Annotated in this window: 15 protein-coding genes, 1 tRNA gene, 1 other RNA gene and 1 pseudogene; 9 read left to right on the top strand and 9 right to left on the bottom strand. The window is 70.8% G+C overall.

What is annotated here, in order from left to right; all coding sequences use genetic code 11:
• Positions 1-108: 108 nt before the first annotated feature.
• The 6 genes from ACDF64_RS13805 to aceE form a co-directional block, all read right to left on the bottom strand.
• The gene (locus ACDF64_RS13805; protein WP_394551935.1) at positions 109-1344 is read right to left on the bottom strand and encodes a beta-ketoacyl-[acyl-carrier-protein] synthase family protein; all 1236 of its coding nucleotides are present in this window, start codon (positions 1342-1344) and stop codon (positions 109-111) included.
• Positions 1345-1422: 78 nt separating this feature from the next.
• Positions 1423-1671: an acyl carrier protein gene (locus ACDF64_RS13800; RefSeq protein WP_394551934.1), complete on the bottom strand. Its 249-nt coding sequence runs from the start codon at positions 1669-1671 to the stop codon at positions 1423-1425.
• Between the two features lie 63 nt (positions 1672-1734).
• Positions 1735-2739: a beta-ketoacyl-ACP synthase III gene (locus ACDF64_RS13795; RefSeq protein WP_394551933.1), complete on the bottom strand. Its 1005-nt coding sequence runs from the start codon at positions 2737-2739 to the stop codon at positions 1735-1737.
• 19 nt (positions 2740-2758) lie between these two features.
• Entirely contained in the window at positions 2759-3676 is a 918-nt protein-coding gene (locus tag ACDF64_RS13790) for an ACP S-malonyltransferase (RefSeq protein ID WP_394551932.1), read from the bottom strand.
• Positions 3677-3776: 100 nt separating this feature from the next.
• On the bottom strand, positions 3777-4982 hold the full coding sequence (locus ACDF64_RS13785; protein ID WP_394551931.1) for a PucR family transcriptional regulator: 1206 nt from the start codon (positions 4980-4982) through the stop codon (positions 3777-3779).
• An 11-nt stretch (positions 4983-4993) separates the two neighbouring features.
• Positions 4994-7720, bottom strand: a complete 2727-nt coding sequence (gene aceE, locus ACDF64_RS13780) for a pyruvate dehydrogenase (acetyl-transferring), homodimeric type (protein ID WP_394551930.1) — start codon at positions 7718-7720, stop codon at positions 4994-4996.
• Positions 7721-7917: 197 nt separating this feature from the next.
• Here aceE and ACDF64_RS13775 point away from each other — a divergent pair, with 197 nt between their 5' ends.
• The 6 genes from ACDF64_RS13775 to rnpB all read left to right on the top strand — a co-directional run bounded on the left by ACDF64_RS13775 (position 7918) and on the right by rnpB (position 11910).
• Positions 7918-8376: a peroxiredoxin gene (locus ACDF64_RS13775; protein WP_394551929.1), complete on the top strand. Its 459-nt coding sequence runs from the start codon at positions 7918-7920 to the stop codon at positions 8374-8376.
• 39 nt (positions 8377-8415) lie between these two features.
• The gene (locus ACDF64_RS13770) at positions 8416-9693 is read left to right on the top strand and encodes an NUDIX hydrolase (protein WP_394551928.1); all 1278 of its coding nucleotides are present in this window, start codon (positions 8416-8418) and stop codon (positions 9691-9693) included.
• A gap of 63 nt (positions 9694-9756) precedes the next feature.
• Positions 9757-9829 (top strand) — tRNA-Val (locus tag ACDF64_RS13765).
• Between the two features lie 74 nt (positions 9830-9903).
• Positions 9904-10722 carry a Nif3-like dinuclear metal center hexameric protein gene (locus tag ACDF64_RS13760; protein ID WP_394551927.1) on the top strand — a complete coding sequence of 273 codons (819 nt, stop codon included), beginning with the start codon at positions 9904-9906 and terminating at the stop codon, positions 10720-10722.
• A gap of 34 nt (positions 10723-10756) precedes the next feature.
• Positions 10757-11494 carry a zinc ribbon domain-containing protein gene (locus ACDF64_RS13755; protein WP_394551926.1) on the top strand — a complete coding sequence of 246 codons (738 nt, stop codon included), beginning with the start codon at positions 10757-10759 and terminating at the stop codon, positions 11492-11494.
• A gap of 40 nt (positions 11495-11534) precedes the next feature.
• An RNA gene (gene rnpB, locus ACDF64_RS13750) (RNase P RNA component class A) lies at positions 11535-11910 on the top strand.
• 34 nt (positions 11911-11944) lie between these two features.
• Here the strand turns inward: rnpB and ppgK are convergent.
• A complete protein-coding gene (gene ppgK / locus ACDF64_RS13745) occupies positions 11945-12700 on the bottom strand; it encodes a polyphosphate--glucose phosphotransferase (RefSeq protein WP_394551925.1) in 756 nt (251 codons plus the stop codon).
• 58 nt (positions 12701-12758) lie between these two features.
• Here ppgK and ACDF64_RS13740 point away from each other — a divergent pair, with 58 nt between their 5' ends.
• Entirely contained in the window at positions 12759-12944 is a 186-nt protein-coding gene (locus ACDF64_RS13740; protein ID WP_394551924.1) for an SPOR domain-containing protein, read from the top strand.
• A 31-nt stretch (positions 12945-12975) separates the two neighbouring features.
• Here ACDF64_RS13740 and panB read toward each other — a convergent pair whose 3' ends face one another.
• Positions 12976-13863, bottom strand: coding sequence for a 3-methyl-2-oxobutanoate hydroxymethyltransferase (panB, locus tag ACDF64_RS13735; protein ID WP_394551923.1), 888 nt, complete (start codon positions 13861-13863; stop codon positions 12976-12978).
• A gap of 78 nt (positions 13864-13941) precedes the next feature.
• On the opposite strand from panB, the gene ACDF64_RS13730 reads away from it, so the two are divergent.
• Both ACDF64_RS13730 and ACDF64_RS13725 read left to right on the top strand, forming a co-directional pair.
• The gene (locus ACDF64_RS13730; protein ID WP_394551922.1) at positions 13942-15279 is read left to right on the top strand and encodes a glutamine synthetase family protein; all 1338 of its coding nucleotides are present in this window, start codon (positions 13942-13944) and stop codon (positions 15277-15279) included.
• Between the two features lie 13 nt (positions 15280-15292).
• Positions 15293-18295 (top strand): bifunctional [glutamine synthetase] adenylyltransferase/[glutamine synthetase]-adenylyl-L-tyrosine phosphorylase, encoded by a 3003-nt coding sequence (locus ACDF64_RS13725; RefSeq protein ID WP_394551921.1) that lies wholly within the window; start codon positions 15293-15295, stop codon positions 18293-18295.
• 110 nt (positions 18296-18405) lie between these two features.
• Here ACDF64_RS13725 and glnA read toward each other — a convergent pair.
• A pseudogene (gene glnA / locus ACDF64_RS13720) lies at positions 18406-19831 on the bottom strand (type I glutamate--ammonia ligase).
• Positions 19832-19923 lie beyond the last annotated feature (92 nt).

The following is a 19923-nucleotide window of genomic DNA, read 5'->3' as shown; positions in this document are numbered from 1 at the left end:
GGCGGCGCACGAACGAAGCCCACCACCCGCAGCACGCTCGAGGCCCCGGCGAATCATCGCCGGGGCCTCGAGCGTGCGGTGCCGGCCATCGTGGGCCGGCGATCCGATTCAGACGGAGCGGATCGCGACGACCGCGTTGTGCCCGCCGAACCCGAAGGAGTTCGAGATCGCGAGCTGCGGCCCGGCGCCGAGCTCGACCGGTGCGCCCGCGAGGGCGAACGGAACCGCCGGGTCCTGCGTCGTGAGGTTGATCGTCGGCGGCGCCACGCGGTCGCGCAGGGCGAGCACCGTGAAGATCGCCTCGAGCGCGCCCGTGCCGCCGAGCAGGTGGCCGGTCGACGCCTTGGTCGCCGAGACGGGGATCTCGTCGATGCGGTCGCCGAACACGACCTTCAGCGCCTGGTACTCGTTCGGGTCGCCGACGGGCGTCGAGGTCGCGTGCGCGTTGATGTGCGTGACATCGTCGATCGAGGCATCCGCTTCCTCGAGCGCGAGCCGGACCGCGCGCGCGGCGCCGACGCCCTCGGGGTCGTTCGCGGTGATGTGGTACGAATCGGCGGTCACGCCGCCGCCCGCGATCTCCGCGTAGATCTTCGCGCCGCGGGCCTTCGCGTGCTCCTCGGTCTCGAGGATCAGCGCGCCGGCGCCCTCGCCCATCACGAACCCGTCGCGGTCGATGCTGCCGGGGCGCGAGGCGTGCGCGGGGTCGTCGTTGCGCTTGGACAGCGCCTGCATCGAGGAGAACGACGCCATCGTGATCGGGTGGATCGCGGACTCGGTGCCGCCGGCGATCACGATGTCCGCGAGGCCGTCGCGGAGGTGCTCGACGGCGTTCACGATCGACTCGGTGCTGGACGCGCAGGCGCTCGCGACGGTGCGTGCGAACGCACGCGCGCCGAAGTGGAGCGACAGGTTGCCCGCGGCCGCGTTCGGCATGAGCATGGGGACGGTCATCGGCAGGACCCGGCGCGGGCCCTTCTCGCGCAGGACGTCCCACGCGTCGAGCAGCGTCCAGATGCCGCCGATGCCGGTCGCGAAGTCGACGCCGAGTCGCTCGGGGTCGACCTCGGGGCTGCCGGCGTCGGCCCAGGCCTCCTTCGCCGCGATGAGCGCGAACTGCGAGGCGGGGTCGAGGCGCTTGGCGACCGGGCGCTCGAGGACGGCCTCCGGGCGCACCACGGCCTCTGCGGCGAAGGTCACCGGCAGCTCGTATCGCTCCACCCAGTCGTACTCGAGCGTGTGGGCGCCGGACACGCCCTCCAGGAGCGCGGTCCAGCTCTCGGGGGCGGTGCCGCCGAGCGGCGACGACGCGCCGATGCCGGTGACGACGATCTTCTTGGTCATGGCGTGAAACTCCGGTGCAGGGGTGGGCAGGTGATGCGGACGGACCGGAGCCGGGGGCCCCGGTCCGTCCGTGATCGACTACGCCTGGGCGTTGACGATGAAGGTGACGGCGTCGCCGACGGTCTTGAGGTTCTTGACCTCTTCGTCGGGGATCTTCACGTCGAACTTCTCCTCGGCGTTGACCACGATGGTCATCATCGAGATGGAGTCGATGTCGAGGTCGTCGGTGAACGACTTGTCGAGCTCGACCGCGTCGGTCGCGATGCCCGTCTCGTCGTTGACGAGCTCGGCCAGGCCGGCGAGGACTTCTTCGGTGGACAGTGCCATGGGGTTTCCTTCTCCTTGAGGCGTCTCGTGCGGAGGCGCGGGCGGGTGGATGGGTTCAGCGGTTCAGGGAAGAACCACTACTTGGGCGCCGAAGACGAGTCCGGCGCCGAAGCCGATCTGGAGGGCGAGGCCTCCGGAGAGTTCGGGGTGCTCCTCGAGCAGACGATGCGTCGCGAGCGGGATGGATGCCGCGGACGTGTTGCCCGTCGTCGCGATGTCGCGCCCGATCACGACCGTCTCGGGGAGCTTCAGCTGCTTGGCGAACTCGTCGATGATCCGCATGTTCGCCTGGTGTGGGATGAACGCGGCGAGCTGGTCCGCCGTGACGCCGGCGGCGTCCAGCGCCTGCCGGGCGACCTTGGCCATGTCCCACACGGCCCAGCGGAAGACCGTCTGGCCCTCCTGCCGGAGGGTCGGCCAGCCGGCGCCCCCGTCGCGGAACTCCACGAGGGTGTGGTCCATCCCGACCGCGCCCGCCTTCGAGCCGTCGGATCCCCACACCGTGCGCGAGATCCCGGGAACCTCGCTCGGGCCGACGACGACCGCGCCGGCGCCGTCGCCGAGGAGGAACGAGATGGTCCGGTCGGTCGGGTCGACGACGTCCGAGAGCTTCTCGGCGCCGATCACGAGCGCGTAGGTCGCCGCGCCGGCGCGGATGAGCGCGTCCGCCTGGGCCAGTGCGTAGGAGTACCCCGCGCAGGCCGCGTTCATGTCGTAGGCGGCTGCCGGGTTGGCGCCGACCCGGTCGGCGACGACCGCGGCCATCGACGGGGTCTGCTGCACGTTCGAGATCGTGGCGATGATGACCAGGTCGATCCGCTCCGGGGCGACCCCGGACTTCTCGATCGCCTCGCGGGCGGCGTCGGTCGCCAGGTCGACCGCGAGCACGTCGGCGCCGGCGCGGGTGCGCGTGATGATGCCGGTGCGCTGCTGGATCCACTCGTCCGACGAGTCGATCGGGCCGATCAGGTCCTCGTTGGGGACCACGTTCTCGCCGCGCGCGGCGCCGAACGCGTAGATCCGGGTGAACGGGCTGCCCTGGGACTGGGTGAGGGTGGGTTCGGTCATCTGGCTTCTCTCCGGACGGTCAGGCGGCGCTGTCGAGCAGTTCGATCGCGGCGGGCAGGTCGGCCGGCGTCTTGACGGCGACGGTCGGGATGCCCTTCAGTCCGCGCTTGGCCAGGCCGACGAGCGCACCCGCGGGCGCGAGCTCGATCAGGCCGGTCACGCCGGCGGCGGCGAACGACTCCATGCAGCGATCCCACCGTACGGGAGACGAGACCTGTCCGACGATGAGGTCGAGGTACTCGGAACCGGCGGCGACGGATGCCCCGTCCCGGTTGGTCCACAGCGGGAGGGTCGGATCGGCCGGGGACAGCGAGCCGGCGACCGCGGCGAGGCGATCGACGGCGGGCGCCATGTAGCGCGTGTGGAATGCGCCGGCGACCTGGAGCGGGATGACCCGCGCCCCCGCGGGCGGCTCGGCGCGGAGCGCGTCGAGCGCGTCGACGGCACCCGCGACGACGACCTGCCCGCCGCCGTTGAAGTTCGCGGGCTCGAGGCCGAGCGCGTCGAGCCGGGCGAGCACCTCGGCCTCGTCGCCGCCGACGACGGCGCTCATGCCGGTCGCGACGAGCGCCGCGGCATCCGCCATCGCGCGACCGCGCTCGGCGACCAGCCGGATCGCGTCGGCGTCGGACAGGATGCCCGTGACCGCGGCGGCCGTCAGTTCGCCGACCGAGTGGCCGGCGACGCCGCCGATGCGGTCGCGGCGGCCGTCGGCGAGTGCTGCGAACGAGAGGATGCCGGCCGCCACGATGAGCGGCTGCGCGATCGCGGTGTCGCGGATCGTCTCGGCGTCGCTCTCGGTGCCGTGGCGCGCGAGGTCGACGCCGGCGACCTCGGAGAGGGCGTCGAGTCGCTCGGCGAAGCCGGGCTCGGCGAGCCACGGGGCGAGGAAACCTGGGGTTTGTGAGCCCTGTCCGGGGCAGACGACGACGATCACCCTCCCTAGTCTGCCAAGCGATCGGGGGAGTGGTGTGTGCACGGGCGACAAGCCTCCTCGCGGACGATTGTGTGCGCCGAACAAGAGATCGGAGCCGCGCTCAGCTCTGGCGCCGGCGCGTGCCGACCTCGTGGTCGGTCATCGAGCCGACGATCAACGCCACCTGGAGGATCAGCGCCTCGCGTGCGCCGGTGGCGTCCCAGCCGATGACGTCCGACACCCGCTTCAGCCGGTACCGGACGGTGTTCGGGTGCACGAAGAGCTCGCGTGCGGTCGCCTCGAGCGACCGCCCGTTGTCGAGGTAGCTCCACAGGGTCGTGAGCAGCTCGGTCGAATGCGCCTGCAGCGGGCGGTAGATCCGGTGGACCAGGGTCGCCTTGGCGAGCGCGTCGCCCGCGAGCGCGCGCTCCGGCAGCAGGTCGTCGGCCTGGACCGGGCGAGGAGCGTTGCGCCAGGATCGGGCGACCGCGAACCCCGCGAGTGCGGCGCGTGCGCTCTTCGAGGCATCCACGAGGTTCTGCACCGGATGCCCCAGCACCAGGTGACCCTGGCCGAAGTGGGGTTCGAGCTGCGTGGCGATCTCCATGAAGCTGAGCGCCGGCGCCGTGCCGACGGTCTCGTCTTCGTGGCTGCGCGGCTCGGCTCGGCCGATCACGACCACGAGCCGGCTTCCCTGCACGCCCACGAGCACGTCGGCGTGCATGTGCCGAGCGGCGCGGCGCAAGTGGTCGACGTCGAACTGCTTCGGCGCGGTGCCCACGAGCACCGCGGTCTCGCCGTGCCCGTGCCAGCCGAGCGCGGCGATCCGGCTCGGGAGCTCCTCGTCCTGTTCGCCCGAGAGGATCGAGTCGACGACGAGCGCCTCGAGGCGCGCGTCCCACAGGCCGCGAGCCTCGGCCGCCCGCGCGTACACATCGGCCGCGGCGAAGGCGATCTCGCGCGAGTAGAGCAGGATCGCCTCGCGCAGTTCCTCGCTGCCGTCCTTGATCCGCTCCTCGACGACCTCGACCGTCACCCGGATCAGCTGCAGCGTCTGCTGCAGGCTCACCGATCGGAGCAGCTCACGCGGAGCTGCACCGAACACGTCGGCGGCGATCCAGGGCGTCGATCGAGGGTCGTCGAACCACGAGATGAACGAGGTGATGCCGGCCTGGGCGACGAGCCCGACCGCCGAGCGTCGGCTCGGCGGCATGTCGCCGTACCAGGGCAGCGTGTCCTCGAGCCGCTTGAGGGTGCGCGTGGCGAGTTCGCCCGAGATGGTCCGCAACCACGCGAGCGTCTCCGCCTTGGTCCGAGGCTTGGCCATCGTCCGGCCCGTCAGGACTCGCCGCCGGCCGTCCCGGTCGTGCCCGCATTCACGTCGTGCAACCGGTACTTCTCGATGGCCCGGACCGCGAGCGACGGGTCGACCTCGCCGCGCTCCGCGAGCACCTGCAGGGTACGGACCACGACCGAGGGGCCGTCGATCTTGAAGAACCGGCGCGCGGCCGGGCGGGTGTCCGAGAAGCCGAAGCCGTCGGCGCCGAGCGTGACGTAGCGGCCGGGCACGTAGGCGCGGATCTGCTCCTGCACGGCCTTCATGTAGTCCGAGACCGCGACGAACGGACCCGTCGCGCCCTGCAGCTTCTGCGTGAGGTAGGCGACGTGCGGAGCTTCCTCCGGGTTGAGGAAGTTGTGCTCCTCGGCGGCCTGGCCGTCGCGCGCGAGCTCGGACCAGCTGGTGACCGACCACACGTCGGCCGAGACGCCCCAGTCGTCGGCGAGGAGCTGCTGCGCCTCGAGGATCCACGGGACCGCCACGCCGGACGCGAGCAGCTGGGCCTTGGGGCCCTGCACGGTCGACTCGGAGATGCGGTGGATGCCCTTGACGATGCCCTCGACGTCGACGCCCTCGGGCTCGGCCGGCTGGACGAGCGGCTCGTTGTACACCGTGAGGTAGTACATGACGTTCGGGTCGGGGTGCGAGCCGCCGTACATGCGCTCGAGGCCCGAGCGCATGAGGTGGCCGATCTCGTAGCCGTACGCGGGGTCGTACGAGACGACCGCCGGGTTCGTCGCCGCGAGGAGCGGCGAGTGGCCGTCGGCGTGCTGGAGGCCCTCGCCGGTGAGCGTGGTGCGACCCGCGGTCGCGCCGATGATGAAGCCGCGCGCCATCTGGTCGCCCGCGGCCCACATCGCGTCGCCCGTGCGCTGGAATCCGAACATCGAGTAGAAGACGTAGATCGGGATGAGCGGCTGGCCCTGCGTCGCGTACGACGTGCCGATCGCGGTGAACGCGGCGAACGCGCCGGCCTCGTTGATGCCGACGTGCACGAGCTGGCCCTGCGGGCTCTCCTTGTAGGCGAGCAGGAGCTCCCGGTCGACCGAGGTGTAGTGCTGGCCGTTCGGGTTGTAGATCTTCGCGTTCGGGAAGAACGCGTCCATGCCGAACGTGCGCGCCTCGTCGGGGATGATCGGCACGATCCGGTTGCCGAAGTCCTTCGACCGCATGAGGTCCTTGAGCAGACGCACGAACGCCATGGTCGTGGCGATCTCCTGCGTGCCGGAGCCCTTCTTCGCGACGGCGTAGGCCGACTCGTCGGGGACGGAGATCTCGACGTGGGTCGTTCGACGCTCGGGCACGTACCCGCCGAGCGCGCGACGGCGCTCCTGCAGGTACTGGATCGCCTCGTCGCCCTGGCCCGGGTGGTAGTACGGCGGCAGGTACGGGTTCTCCTCGAGCTGCGCGTCGGAGATCGGGATGCGCATCTCGTCGCGGAACGTCTTGAGGTTGTCCAGCGTCATCTTCTTCATCTGGTGGGTCGCGTTGCGGCCCTCGAAGGACTTGCCGAGGCCGTAGCCCTTGATGGTCTTCGCGAGGATGACGGTGGGCTGGCCCTTGTGCTCGGTGGCCGCCTTGAACGCCGCGTAGATCTTGCGGTAGTCGTGGCCGCCGCGCTTGAGGCCCCAGACCTCGTCGTCGCTGAGGTGGGAGACGAGCTCGAGCGCACGGGGGTCGCGGCCGAAGAAGTTCTCGCGCACGTACGCGCCGGACTCGGTCTTGTACGTCTGGTAGTCGCCGTCGGGCGTGACGTTCATCAGGTTGCGCAGCGCGCCGTCGTGGTCGCGTGCGAGCAGGTCGTCCCACTCGCGGCCCCAGACCACCTTGATGACGTTCCAGCCCGCGCCGCGGAAGAAGCTCTCGAGCTCCTGGATGATCTTGCCGTTGCCGCGCACCGGGCCGTCGAGGCGCTGCAGGTTGCAGTTGATCACGAAGTTGAGGTTGTCGAGCCCGTCGTTGGCGGCGAGCTGCAGTGCGCCGCGGCTCTCGACCTCGTCCATCTCGCCGTCGCCGAGGAACGCCCAGACCTGCTGGTCGGACGCGTCCTTGATACCGCGGTTGGTGAGGTACTTGTTGAGCTGGGCCTGGTAGATCGCGTTGATCGGGCCGAGGCCCATCGACACGGTCGGGAACTGCCAGAACTCCGGCATCAGGCGCGGGTGCGGGTACGACGAGAGGCCGTACGGCGCGTGCGACTTCTCCTGGCGGAAGCCGTCGAGCTCGTGCTGGCCGAGGCGGCCCTCGAGGAAGGCGCGGGCGTACATGCCGGGGGAGGCGTGGCCCTGGAAGAAGACCTGGTCGCCGCCCGACGGGTGGTCCTGGCCGCGGAAGAAGTGGTTGAGGCCGACCTCGTAGAGCGACGCCGCGCCCGCATAGGTCGAGATGTGGCCGCCGACTGAGATGCCGGGGCGCTGCGCGCGGTGCACGAGGATCGCGGCGTTCCAACGGAGCCATGCGCGGTAGCGGCGCTCGATCTCCTCGTCGCCGGGGAACTCGGGCTCGTTCTCGGGCGCGATCGTGTTCAGGTAGTCCGTCGTCGGGACCATCGGGACGCCGAGGTGCAGCTCCTTCGAGCGCTTGAGCAGGCTCAGCATGACCTCACGGCCGCGCTCGTGGCCCTTGTCGGCGACGAGTCCGTCGAGCGAGTCGTTCCACTCGGCGGTCTCCTCGGGGTCCGAGTCCATGGACACGACCGAGTAGGGGTCCTGGTCGTTGACAGTCACGGTCGACCTCTCTCTTCAAGCAGGGGTGTCTGCACGCGGCAGTGAGCCAACACGGACGGATCGCGTCCGGGCATCGACGCCATCCTAGTGATTCTATGCCTGCACGGATCGCGCACTCCCCGCGTCGGCAGCCTCCGGGCGGGTGGCTAGGCTGACCGGGTCCACGCCCGCTGAGCACGCCCCCGGAGGCCCCCAAGATGATCCTCGAACCCGGCACCGCCGCACCCGACTTCGAGCTGAGCGACCAGCACGGCGCACCGTTCCGCCTGACCGAGGCGCTCGAACGCGGCCCCGTCGTGCTCGTGTTCTTCCCGTTCGCGTTCTCGCGCGGCTGCCAGGGCGAACTGTGCGAGCTGCGCGACAACCTCGCGGTGTTCGAAGATGCGAAGGTGCAGCTCGTCGGCGTCTCGGTCGACTCGAAGCACGCGCTGCGCGCGTGGGCGGAGGAGCAGTCCTACGGGTTCCCGCTGCTCGCCGACTTCTGGCCGCACGGTGCGGTCGCGCAGGCCTACGGCGCGTTCCTCGGCGAGAAGGGCTTCGCGACGCGCGCGACGTTCCTCGTCGGGCAGGACGGCACCGTCCGCGACGCCTTCGCCGTCGGCCCCGGCGACGCGCGCCCGCTCGAGTCGTACCGCGCCGCGATCGCGGCGCTCTGAGCGCCGCGATCATCCGACAGATCGCGGTACCTTGCTGAGGTGATCTCGACACTGCAACGGCGCTTGCGCACGGCTGCCGGCCGGATTTGGTCGTCGGTCGTCGAGTACCGCTGGATCCTGCTGAGTGTTTCTCTCGCCTCACTCGGATTGGTGTCGCTCGTGCGTCCGATCTGGGACTGGGTGAACCTCGCCGCAGCGTTCGTTTCAGCCGCCCTCGTGGGCGTCGAGATCGCCGCGCACCGACGCGAGGCCCGCCGAACGAGATTCATGCGGCGCGGGAGCGAATCGTTCATCGACGTGGAATTCGGGTCCCGGTTCGAGTTGTGGACGTTCCCGAACGGAGTCTTCCTCCTCGATCGGGTCGGGTCGCAGGCGATGGCATCGGGGCGGATGACCGCGCGGCGCGAGCGGGTCGGCTATGTCCTTCCTACCGAACTGAGACGGATCGGCGATCGCTTTCGCCGCCAGCGACTCGCGGAGAACCCGAGCATCTTCAATGGTCGTGTGGTTGGGCTCGACACCGACCTCGGGGACGGGGATGAGGTACCCGGCTCGGTCGCGCTACGCGACGCGAAGTACTTCGATCACCTTGCTTCGGACATCATGGCCATGAACGATGTCTTCATCGACGGCCGGCGGCGGTCGGAGTTCGGGCGCAATCTGTTCATCGATCGGAACGGGCGCCCGCGGGACTTCGGCGACAGTTGGCTGTTGAACGCGGTCGGGGCATCGGTACTCGCCATCACGTCGGATGGCAGGTTCGTCGCGGTGGCCCAGACATCGCGGAATGAGAGCAGCGGCGAGCTCTTCGCACCGAGCGGATCGGGATCGGTGGAGCCGAGGGACTACCGCGGGGAAACGGCGCTGCAGTTCGGGCAGTTGGCGATGCGCGCCGCGCTCAGGGAACTCGCAGAGGAGGCGGCGATCCAGGCGCACGAGGTCCGGGCGGCCGCGTTCGTCGGCTTCGGGCGTTGGTTGAACAAGTCGGCCAAGCCCGAGGCCTTCACGCTCGCCTTGCTTTCCATCGATTCGCACGAGGTGTTGCGCAGGCGTGTGCCCAGATCCGACCGACCGTACACGGGGGCCATCCAAGCATTCCGGTTCGCGCAGCCACTCCTCGGAGCCATCGATCGATCGGCCGAAACCATGGCCCCGCGTGAGCTACGCGGAGCGATGTCGGTCCCGCTCGCCGTGGGCATCCGACTTCTCGTGGAGCGTGCGAACGGACCTCGTGTTCCAGATGATCCGTTCGATCGGATCCTGGACAGCGTGATCGATCAGGTCTCGAAGTCAGTCATCGATGAGACCGTTCGTTGACCATCGACGTCGTCGCGTAGCCCTCGACTAGCATGGTGCTGCGTCTCTCTCCGACGCGCGCAGGGGCCTTTAGCTCAGTTGGTAGAGCGCCACGCTTACACCGTGGATGTCGTCGGTTCGAGCCCGGCAGGGCCCACCGGATGCCCCGCGCCGCCGTGCTCGGCGAGCTCCCTCCCGTCTCGGCTCGCCGGCCACGGGTAGGCTGACACGGTGACCGTGCGCCTGGCCGACCTGCTCGTGACCGTCGAGCGACTCTGGCCGGCGTCGGGCGCCGAGGCGTGGGACGCCGTCGGACTCGTCGCCGGAGACCCGGATGACCCGGTCGGGCGCGTGCACCTCGCGGTCGACGCCGTCGCGGCCACCGTCGACGAGGCGATCGAGGGCGGTGCCGGCCTGCTCGTGGCGCACCATCCGCTGCTCCTGCGGGGCGTCACCAGCCTCGCCGAGGACCGGTACAAGGGCGCGCTCGTCGCCCGGCTGATCCGGGCCCGGTGCGCTCTCGTCGCGGCGCACACCAACGCCGACGTCGTCGACGAGGGGACCAGCGCGGTCCTCGCCGAGCGGCTCGGGCTCGTCGACACCCGCCCGATCGTGCCGTCCGAGGCGGCCGGGACGGGCCTCGGCCGGGTCGGCCGGCTGCCGGCGCCGACGACCCTCGGCCGGCTCGCTCGCTCGCTCGCCGAGATCCTCCCCGCCACGGCGACCGGCGTCCGCGCAGCGGGCGACTTCGACCAGCCGGTCGAGACCGTCGCGGTCTGCGGGGGTGCCGGCGACTCGCTGCTCTCGCACCCCGACGTCCGTGCGTCGGACGTCTACATCACCGCCGACCTGCGGCACCACCCGGCGTCCGAGGCCCGAGAGCAGGCGATCCTCCGCGGCGGCCCCGCACTCCTGGACGTGTCGCACTGGGCGAGCGAGTGGCTCTGGCTCGATCGGGCCGCCGATCAGCTCCGCTCGGAGCATCCCGAACTCGAGGTCGTCGTGAGCGACCTCCGCACCGACCCCTGGGACTTCCAGGTCGTGCAATGACCCCAACCCAGCACCGTCTCCCGAGGAGCATCCAGTGAAGGCCACCCCCGCCGAGCAGCAGGAGCTGCTCCGCCTCCAGTCCGTCGACACGCGCCTCGCGCAGCTCGCGCACCGTCTCGGCGTGCTTCCGCAGGCGGGTGCGCTCGGCGAGCTCGCGACCCGCGAGGACGCCGCGCGCCGCGTGCGCGCGGGCGCCGTCGGCACGCTCGAGGACGCGCGCGCCGAACTCGCCCGGCTCGAGTCCGACGTGGCGCTCGTCGAGGCGCGCATCGTGCGCGACGGCGACCGGCTCACGCACACCTCGTCGATGAAGGACGTGAACGCGCTCGAGTCCGAGCTCGCCTCGCTCCGCAAGCGTCGCAGCGACCTCGAGGACCAGGAGCTCGCCGTGATGGAGCGCGTCGAGGAGGCGGAGCGCGCGGTCGCGGAGATCGACTACGAACACGACGGGATCGCCGCCGAGCGCGCGCGGCTCGAAGCGGAGCGCGACGAGGCGGCGGCCGGCATCGCGGTCGAGCGCGACCAGTCCGAGCGCGATCGGGCGGCGATCGCGTCGGCCGTGCCCGAGCCGCTGCTCGCGTTCTACGAGCAGCGCCGTGCGCGCGGCGGCGGCATCGGCGCGGCCCTCCTCAGCCGGCGCACGTGCGGCGGGTGCACGATCACCCTGACCGGCTCCGACCTCGAGGACGTCCGCCGGGCCGCGTACGACGACGTGGTCCAGTGCCCCGAGTGCGACCGCATCCTCGTGCGGACCGACGAGTCGGGCCTCTGACGGCACCCCTCGGCGCCGCGGGGTAGGCTGGACGGGCGAGCGGGTCGGCAAGACGGTCGCGTCACCCGAGCGATCGGGTGCCGAGGAACGTCCGGGCTCCGCAGGGCAGGACGGTGGGTAACACCCACCCGGGGCAACCCGCGAGACAGTGCCACAGAAAGCAGACCGCCACGGGCTCCGGCCCGCGGTAAGGGTGAAACGGTGGGGTAAGAGCCCACCAGCGGCCGCGGTGACGCGGCCGGCTCGGTAAACCTCGTCCGGAGCAAGGCCAGACAGGGAACGATGGGGCTGCCCGTCCCGTTCCCGGGTAGGCCGCTGGAGGGTTGCGGCAACGCAACTCCGAGAGAGATGGCCGTCCAGCCGGTGTCGCGCAAGCGCCCGGTGAACAGAACCCGGCGTATCAGCCGGCCCGCTCGCCTCGAACCTCGTCGGCCCCGTGCCGGCAGGTCGTCAGGACCGCGCGAGCGCCGCCGCTCCGAGGATCCCCGCGTTGTTCCGGTGCGTGGCGGGCACGATCCGCGTGCGCAGGTCCAGGAGCGGGAAGAACTCCTCCCAGTGCTTGGACACGCCCCCGCCGACGACGAACAGGTCGGGGGAGAAGATGAACTCGAGGTGCCCGTAGTAGCGCTGGAGCCGTTCGGCCCACTCCGCCCAGTCGAGGTCCTCGCGTTCCTTCGCCGAGTACGCCGCCCGGCTCTCGGCGTCCTGGCCGTCGAGCTCGAGGTGCCCGAGCTCGGAGTTCGGGATGAGGATGCCCCGGTGGATCAGGGCCGAGCCGATGCCGGTGCCGAGCGTGGTCAGGATGACGAGGCCCTCCTCGTCGGCTGCCGCGCCGAACCTGACTTCGGCGTAGCCGGCGGCATCCGCGTCGTTGACGAAGAAGATGTCGCGGCTGAGCGCCTCGGCGAAGAGGTCCTGCGCGGCGAGCCCGATCCAGCGCTTCGAGATGTTGGCGGCCGACATGGTGCGGCCGTGCTGCACGACCGCCGGGAAGCAGACCCCGACCGGGAGCGTGTCGTCACCGGCCGCGTCGGCGACGCGGTCCAGCAGTGCGCGCGTGGCCTCGATGACGTCCTCGGGCTCGGCCCCGGACGGAGTCGGGACCTTGATCCGGTCGGAGACCAGCGAACCGGTGCCGACGTCGACCACCGCCCCCTTGATCCCGGTTCCGCCGATGTCGATGCCGATCGCACGCCCTGTGACCATGGCGCCAGACTATCGCCCCGACCGGTCGCGGACGGGGTCGCGGGCGTAGGATCGCCCCATGGCCGAGGACGTCGAGCACCGCTTCTGGTACAACATGCGCACGGGCGAGGTCGAGCAGGGATTCCAGTCGCCGTCGCTCGATCGCGTCGGCCCGTTCGACACGCGCGAGGAGGCCGCGCACGCGCTCGAGAAGCTGCGCGAGAACAGCGCGAAGTGGGCCGCCGAGGAGGCCGCGGAAGATTGAGCGGTCGCGCCGGTTCACCCGGGCGGGCGGTTCACTCGTACGAGTGCTCGGGCCCCGGGTAGGTGCCGTCGGCGACGTCCCGCTGCCAGCGGTGCGCGGCGTCGGCCAGGGTGCCCGCGAGGTCGGCGTACTGGCGCACGAACTTCGGGATGCGCCCGATGGTGAGCCCGGCCCAGTCGGTCCAGACGAGCAGCTGGCCGTCGCAGTGCGGTCCGGCGCCGACGGAGATGGTCGGGATGTCGATCGACTCGGTCACGCGCTTCGCGGCGTCGGCTGGGACCATCTCGAGCACGACCGCGAACGCCCCGGCCTCCTGGACGGCGCGGGCGTCGGCGAGCAGCTGCTCGACGGCGTCGCCGCGCCCCTGGATGAGGTGGCCGCCGAGGCCGTGCTCGCTCTGCGGCGTGAAGCCGATGTGGGCCATGACCGGGATGCCGGCCTGCACGATGCGGTGGATCTGCCGCCGGCTCCGCTCGCCGCCCTCGAGCTTCACGGCGTGGGCGCCGGTCTCCTTCATGAACCGGACCGCGGTGTGCAGGGCGTCCTCGGGCCCGTTCTCGTAGGAGCCGAAGGGCATGTCGGCGACGACGAAGGCACGGTGGACGGCACGCGCGACCGCGCGCGTGAGCGGGATGAGCTCGTCGACCGTCACGGGCAGCGTCGTGTCGTACCCGAGCACGTTGTTCCCGGCGGAGTCGCCGACGAGCAGGAAGTCGATGCCGGCCTCGTCGAAGATGCGCGCGGTGAGCTGGTCGTAGCTGGTCAGGCCGGTGATCTTGATGCCGTCGCGCTTCGCGTTCTGGAAGTGCCGCGTGCGGACCCGCTTCGGGCCGCCGGGGGCGGCTCCGCCGCCGTACGGATTCTGCTCGACGGAGGCTCCGGGCTGCTGGTCCTGGGGCTCGTTCGGCTGCTCCGGCATGGCCTCAGTCTCGCACACGGGGCGTCGGTCACGGCCCGGCGCTACCCACTACGCTGGGAACGATCAGGAAGGGTGCGGATGGATAAGCAGCGCGACTTCGTACTTCGGACCATCGAGGAACGCGGAGTCAAGTTCGTCAGGCTCTGGTTCACGGACGTGGTCGGCACGCTGAAGTCGGTCGCGATCGCACCGGCCGAGGTCGAGGGGGCGTTCGCCGAGGGCATCGGCTTCGACGGCTCCGCGATCGAGGGCCTGAGCCGGACCTTCGAGTCCGACCTGCTCGCGTTCCCGGACCCCGCGACCTTCCAGACGCTCCCGTGGCGCGGCGAGGTCGACCCGACCGCGCGCATGTTCTGCGACATCACGACGCCCGACGGCGTGCCGGCGGTCACGGATCCGCGCAACGTGCTGAAGCGGACGCTCGCGGTCGCCGCGGAGCGCGGGTTCACGTTCTACACGCACCCCGAGATCGAGTTCTACCTCCTGAAGTCGTCGAAGTTCGGCGAGGAGGGGCCCGTGCCGGTCGATTCCGCGGGCTACTTCGACAACGTCCCGGGCGGCACCGCCCACGACTTCCGGCGCCGGTCCGTGCGCATGCTCGAGGATCTCGGCATCTCGGTGGAGTTCAGCCACCACGAGGCCGGGCCGGGCCAGAACGAGATCGACCTCCGGTACGCCGACGCCCTCGCGACCGCCGACAACATCATGACCTTCCGCACGGTCGTGAAGGAGGTCGCGATCGAGCAGGGCGTCTACGCGACCTTCATGCCGAAGCCGTTCTCGCAGTACCCCGGCAGCGGCATGCACACGCACCTCTCGCTGTTCGAGGGCGACCAGAACGCATTCTACGAGGCCGGTGCGCAGTACCAGCTGTCGAAGATCGGCCGCCAGTTCATCGCGGGCCTCCTGCGTCACTCGCGCGAGATCTCCGCGGTCACGAACCAGTTCGTCAACTCGTACAAGCGCATCTGGGCGGGCGACGAGGCACCCAGCGTCATCTGCTGGGGCCACAACAACCGGTCGGCGCTGGTCCGCGTGCCGCTCTACAAGCCGAACAAGGGCCAGAGCGCGCGGGTCGAGTACCGCGCGATCGACTCGGCCGCGAACCCGTACCTCACCTTCTCGCTGCTGCTCGCGGCGGGCCTGAAGGGCATCGAGGAGGGCTACGAGCTCCCGCCGGAGGCCGAGGACAACGTCTGGTCGCTGACCGAGACCGAGCGTCGCGCGCTCGGCTACGACCCGCTGCCCGCGAGCCTCGACCAGGCGATCCAGTTCATGGAGGAGTCCGAGCTCGTCGCGGAGACGCTGGGCGAGCAGGTGTTCAGCTACGTGCTCGCGAACAAGCGCGCCGAGTGGCGGGACTACCGGGCCCAGGTCACGCCGTTCGAGCTCCAGCGGAACCTCGAGATCCTCTGACGGAATCGAGCGGATGAGCCGCCAGTCGCCGACCCTCGGCTCGCTCGCGCGAGCCGGGTTCGCGGAACTCGACCGCGCCTCGGAGGGCCTGCACGAGCTCGCGGCGTCGACCGCGCTGGAGCTCGACGGGCTCCTCGCGGCCTTCGCCGTGTCGGCGGATCCGGATGAGGCGCTGGCCGCCGTCCGGCGACTGCACGAACGTGCGCCTGAGACGGTGCGGGGCCTGCTGGCCGAGCCCGCCTCAGCGGATCGCCTCGCCCGACTGGTCGGTGCCTCCCCGGGATTCGCCGACTTCTTCCAGCGGAATCCGGGCGAGCTCGACCTCCTCTCCGCCAAGCCCGGACGACCCCCGTCGCAGGAGGTCGCGCGCGAGTCGCTCCTGGCCGCGGTCGACGCGGCGATGCCGGCAGGCGCGGAAGCCGCTGCGCGTGCGCTCCGCGTCCGCTACCGCCGACTCGTCGCGGGCATCACGATCTGGGACCTGACGCGCGCCAGCGCGATCGACGCGGTCGACACGGTCGCGGCCGGCCTCGCCGACCTCGCCGGCGCTGCGCTCGACGTCGGCCTCGTGCTCGCGCGCCGGCAGACGGCGCGCGGCGAGGGCGAGGCCGCGGCGCCCGGGCGCTTCCCCGCCGAACAGGTCGACGCGACCCGCCTCGCGGTGATCGCGATGGGCAAGGCCGGCGCGCGCGAGCTCAACTACGTGAGCGACGTCGACGTGATCTTCGTGGGGGAGTCCGGCGACGAGGAATCCGTCGCGGCCGGGCGTGCGGTCGAGATCGCGACCCGGCTCGCGATCCTCATGATGCGTGCGATCAGCGAGCCCGGCATCGAGCCGCCGCTGTGGGAGGTCGACCCGAACCTGCGCCCCGAGGGCAAGGACGGCGCCCTCGTCCGCACGCTCGACTCCCACCTCCAGTACTACGACCGGTGGGCGAAGAGCTGGGAGTTCCAGGCGCTCATCAAGGCTCGCCCGATCGCCGGCGACGCGGCGCTCGGCGCCGAGTACGCGAAGGGCGTCGCTCCGAAGGTGTGGGCGAGCTCGTCCCGGGACGGCTTCGTCGAGTCCGTGCAGCGGATGCGCGAGCGCGTCACCGAGCACATCCCGGCGGCCGAGGTCGACCGGCAGCTCAAGCTCGGGCCGGGCGGGCTGCGCGACATCGAGTTCACGGTGCAGCTCCTGCAACTCGTGCACGGGGCATCCGACGAGCGCATCCGACAGGCGAACACGCTGGCCGCGCTCGATGCGCTGGCCGAGCACGGCTACGTCGGCCGCGAGGAGGCGGCGGACTTCGGCCGCGACTACCGGCTGCTCCGGGTCCTCGAGCATCGGCTGCAGCTGGTCCGCCTCCGGCGCACGCACCTCATGCCGACCGATCCGGCCGCGACGCGCGCGCTCGCGCGTGCGGCGGGGTTCACGCGCGGGAACGACGAGCTCGCGCAGCAGTGGCAGGCCACCCGCAACCGCGTGCGCGGCCTGCACGAGCGGCTCTTCTACCGGCCGCTCCTGTCGGCCGTCGCGGCGCTCCAGGCCGCCGGGGTCGAGCTCACGAGCGCGCAGGCGGAGGCGCGGCTCGCGGCGATCGGATTCCGCGACCCGCACGGCGCGCTCGGGCACATCGGCGCGCTCACCGCGGGACTCTCACGGCGCGCGGTCATCCAGCGGAACCTGCTCCCCGTGCTGATCTCCTGGATCGCCGAGGGCGCCGATCCCGACTACGGGTTGCTCGCCTTCCGCCGCCTGAGCGACGCGCTCGGCACCACGCATTGGTACCTGCGGCTCCTGCGGGACTCGTCGGATGCCGCGCTCCGGCTCACGCGCGTGCTCTCGGGTTCGCGGTTCGCAGGCGAGCTCCTCGAGCGGATCCCCGAGGCGGTCGCCTGGCTGGAGGAGGTCGACGAGCTCCGGCCGCGGCCCCTCGCAGCACTGCGGGACGAGGCATCCGCCGTACTCGACCGCCACGCCGACGTCGCCCAGGCCGCGAAGGTGCTCCGCGCGATCCGACGCCGGGAGGTGCTGCGGCTCGCGATCTCGGCGATCCTCGACGTGTGCACGGTCGAGGAGCTCGGCCTGGGGTTGAGCGACGTGACGGAGTCGCACATCGACGCCGTCGTCCGGGCGATCCGCGGGCCGGGTGCCGACGGGATCGAGTTCGCGGTTATCGGCATGGGGCGCTTCGGCGGACGAGAGCTCGGCATCAGCAGCGACGCCGACGTCATCTACGTGTACCGGGCCGGGGACGCCGAGCCGGATGTCGCGCACCGCACCGCACTCCGGATCGTGTCCGAGCTGGTCCGGCTCACCGAGGATGCGCGGCTCCCGTTCGAGCTCGACGCGAACCTCCGCCCGGAGGGTCGGAACGGCGTCGTCGTGCGCTCGCTCGACGCCTACCGCGCGTACTACGCGCGCTGGTCGCTGACCTGGGAGGCGCAGGCGCTGCTCCGTGCGCGGGGCGTCGCGGGCGACGCCGCGCTCATCGCGGACTTCATGCATGTCGCGGACGACGTCAGGTACCCCGAAGCCATCTCCGAACGGGACGTCCGCGAGGTCAAGCGGATCAAGGCTCGCGTCGAGAACGAGCGGCTGCCGCAGGGCGCGGACCCCACACGCCACCTCAAGCTCGGCCGCGGTTCGCTGAGCGACGTCGAGTGGTTCGTCCAGCTCATCCAGCTGCAGCACGCCGCGGACGTGCCGGCGCTTCGCTCCACGTCGACGCTCGTCGCGTTGGCGAGCGGGGTCGAGGCCGGACTGATCGCGCCGACGGATGCCTCGGCGCTCCGGGACGCGTGGATCTTCGCGTCGCGTGCGCGCTCGGCCCTCACGCTGTGGCTCGACCGGACGACGGACGTGCTGCCGGTCGAGCGGTCGCAGCTCGACGGCGTCGCGAGGATCATGGGCTACCCGCCCGGATCGGCCGCGCGCCTCGAGCACGACTACCTCGGCGTCACGCGACGCGCCCGTGCGGTGTTCGAGCGCGGGTTCTACGGCGGCGGCCGGACCTCGACGGCCGGCTGAGACCGACGGCGGGCTGAGCCCGACGGCGGTCGCCGGCGGGCGGAACACGCCGGAACGCGGAACGGGCCGCATCGCCGAAGCGATGCGGCCCGCCCTGGGGACTCGCCGGGTCAGACGCCGTAGTACAGCTCGAACTCGAACGGGTGCGGACGCTGGGCCAGCGGCTTCAGCTCCTTCTCGCGCTTGTAGTCGATCCAGGTCTCGATGAGCTCCTTGGTGAACACGCCGCCCTCGAGGAGGAAGTCGTGGTCGGCCTCGAGCGCGTCGAGCACGGCGCCGAGCGAACCCGGGACCTGGGGGATCGTCTTGGCCTCCTCGGGCGGGAGCTCGTCAGAGGTCCTTGTCGACCGGCTCGTGCGGCTCGATGCGGTTCTTGATGCCGTCGAGCCCGGCCATGAGCTGCGCCGCGAACGCGAGGTAGGGGTTGCCCGAGGCGTCGGGCGCGCGGAACTCGATGCGCTTGGCCTTCGGGTTGGTGCCCGTGATCGGGATGCGGATGGCCGCCGAGCGGTTGCCGGCCGAGTAGACCAGGTTGACGGGAGCCTCGAAGCCCGGGACCAGGCGGTGGTACGAGTTCACCGTCGGGTTCGTGAAGGCGAGGATCGCCGGCGCGTGCTTGAGCAGGCCGCCGATGTACCAGCGTGCGAGGTCCGAGAGGCCGCCGTAGCCGGCCTCGTCGTAGAACAGGGGCTTGCCCTCGTTCCAGAGCGACTGGTGGGTGTGCATGCCGGAGCCGTTGTCGCCGAACAGCGGCTTGGGCATGAACGTGGCGGTCTTGCCCCACTGCTCGGCCGTGTTCTTGACGATGTACTTGAACTTCAGGATGTCGTCGGCCGCGTGCACCATGGTGTCGAAGCGGTAGTTGATCTCGGCCTGGCCGCCGGTGCCCACCTCGTGGTGCGCGCGCTCGAGGATGAGGCCGGCGTCGATGAGCTTGAGCGAGATGTCGTCGCGGAGGTCGGCCTGCTTGTCGACCGGGGAGACCGGGAAGTAGCCGCCCTTGTAGGGGGTCTTGTTGCCGAGGTTGCCGCCCTCTTCGGCGCGGCCCGAGTTCCATGCGCCCTCGTCGGAGTCGACGGAGTAGAAGCTCGCGTTCTGCTTCACCTCGTAGCGCACGTCGTCGAAGATGTAGAACTCGGCCTCGGGGGCGAAGAACGCCGTGTCGGCGATGCCGGTCGAGGCGAGGTACTTCTCAGCCTTCTTGGCGACCTGGCGCGGGTCCTTGGCGTAGATCTCGCCGTTGCGCGGGTTGTAGATGTCGAACACCATGATCAGCGTGCGCTCGACCCGGAACGGGTCGATGTACGCCGTGGTCACGTCGGGGATGAGCTGCATGTCGGACTCGTGGATGTTCGCGAATCCGCGGATCGACGAGCCGTCGAACAGCTGGCCGACGGTGAAGAATTCCTCGTCCACGGTGGACGCCGGGATGTTGAAGTGCTGCTGCACACCCGGGAGGTCGGTGAAGCGGATGTCGAGGAACTTGACATCCGTCTCCTTGATGAACTTGAGGACTTCAGAGGAATCACTGAACATGCGGAGACACTCCAAGGGGACGGGGTACGGCGTGCTGAGTTGCTCGACCGCTACGACGGTAACCGGGAGCGGTTACCCGACCATGACGCAAT

Source organism: Agromyces sp. MMS24-JH15, assembly GCF_043518605.1.
Classification (GTDB): Bacteria; Actinomycetota; Actinomycetes; order Actinomycetales; family Microbacteriaceae; genus Agromyces.
Note: the sequence above shows the minus strand (reverse complement) of the source record. Positions and strands in the feature narration are given on the sequence as shown.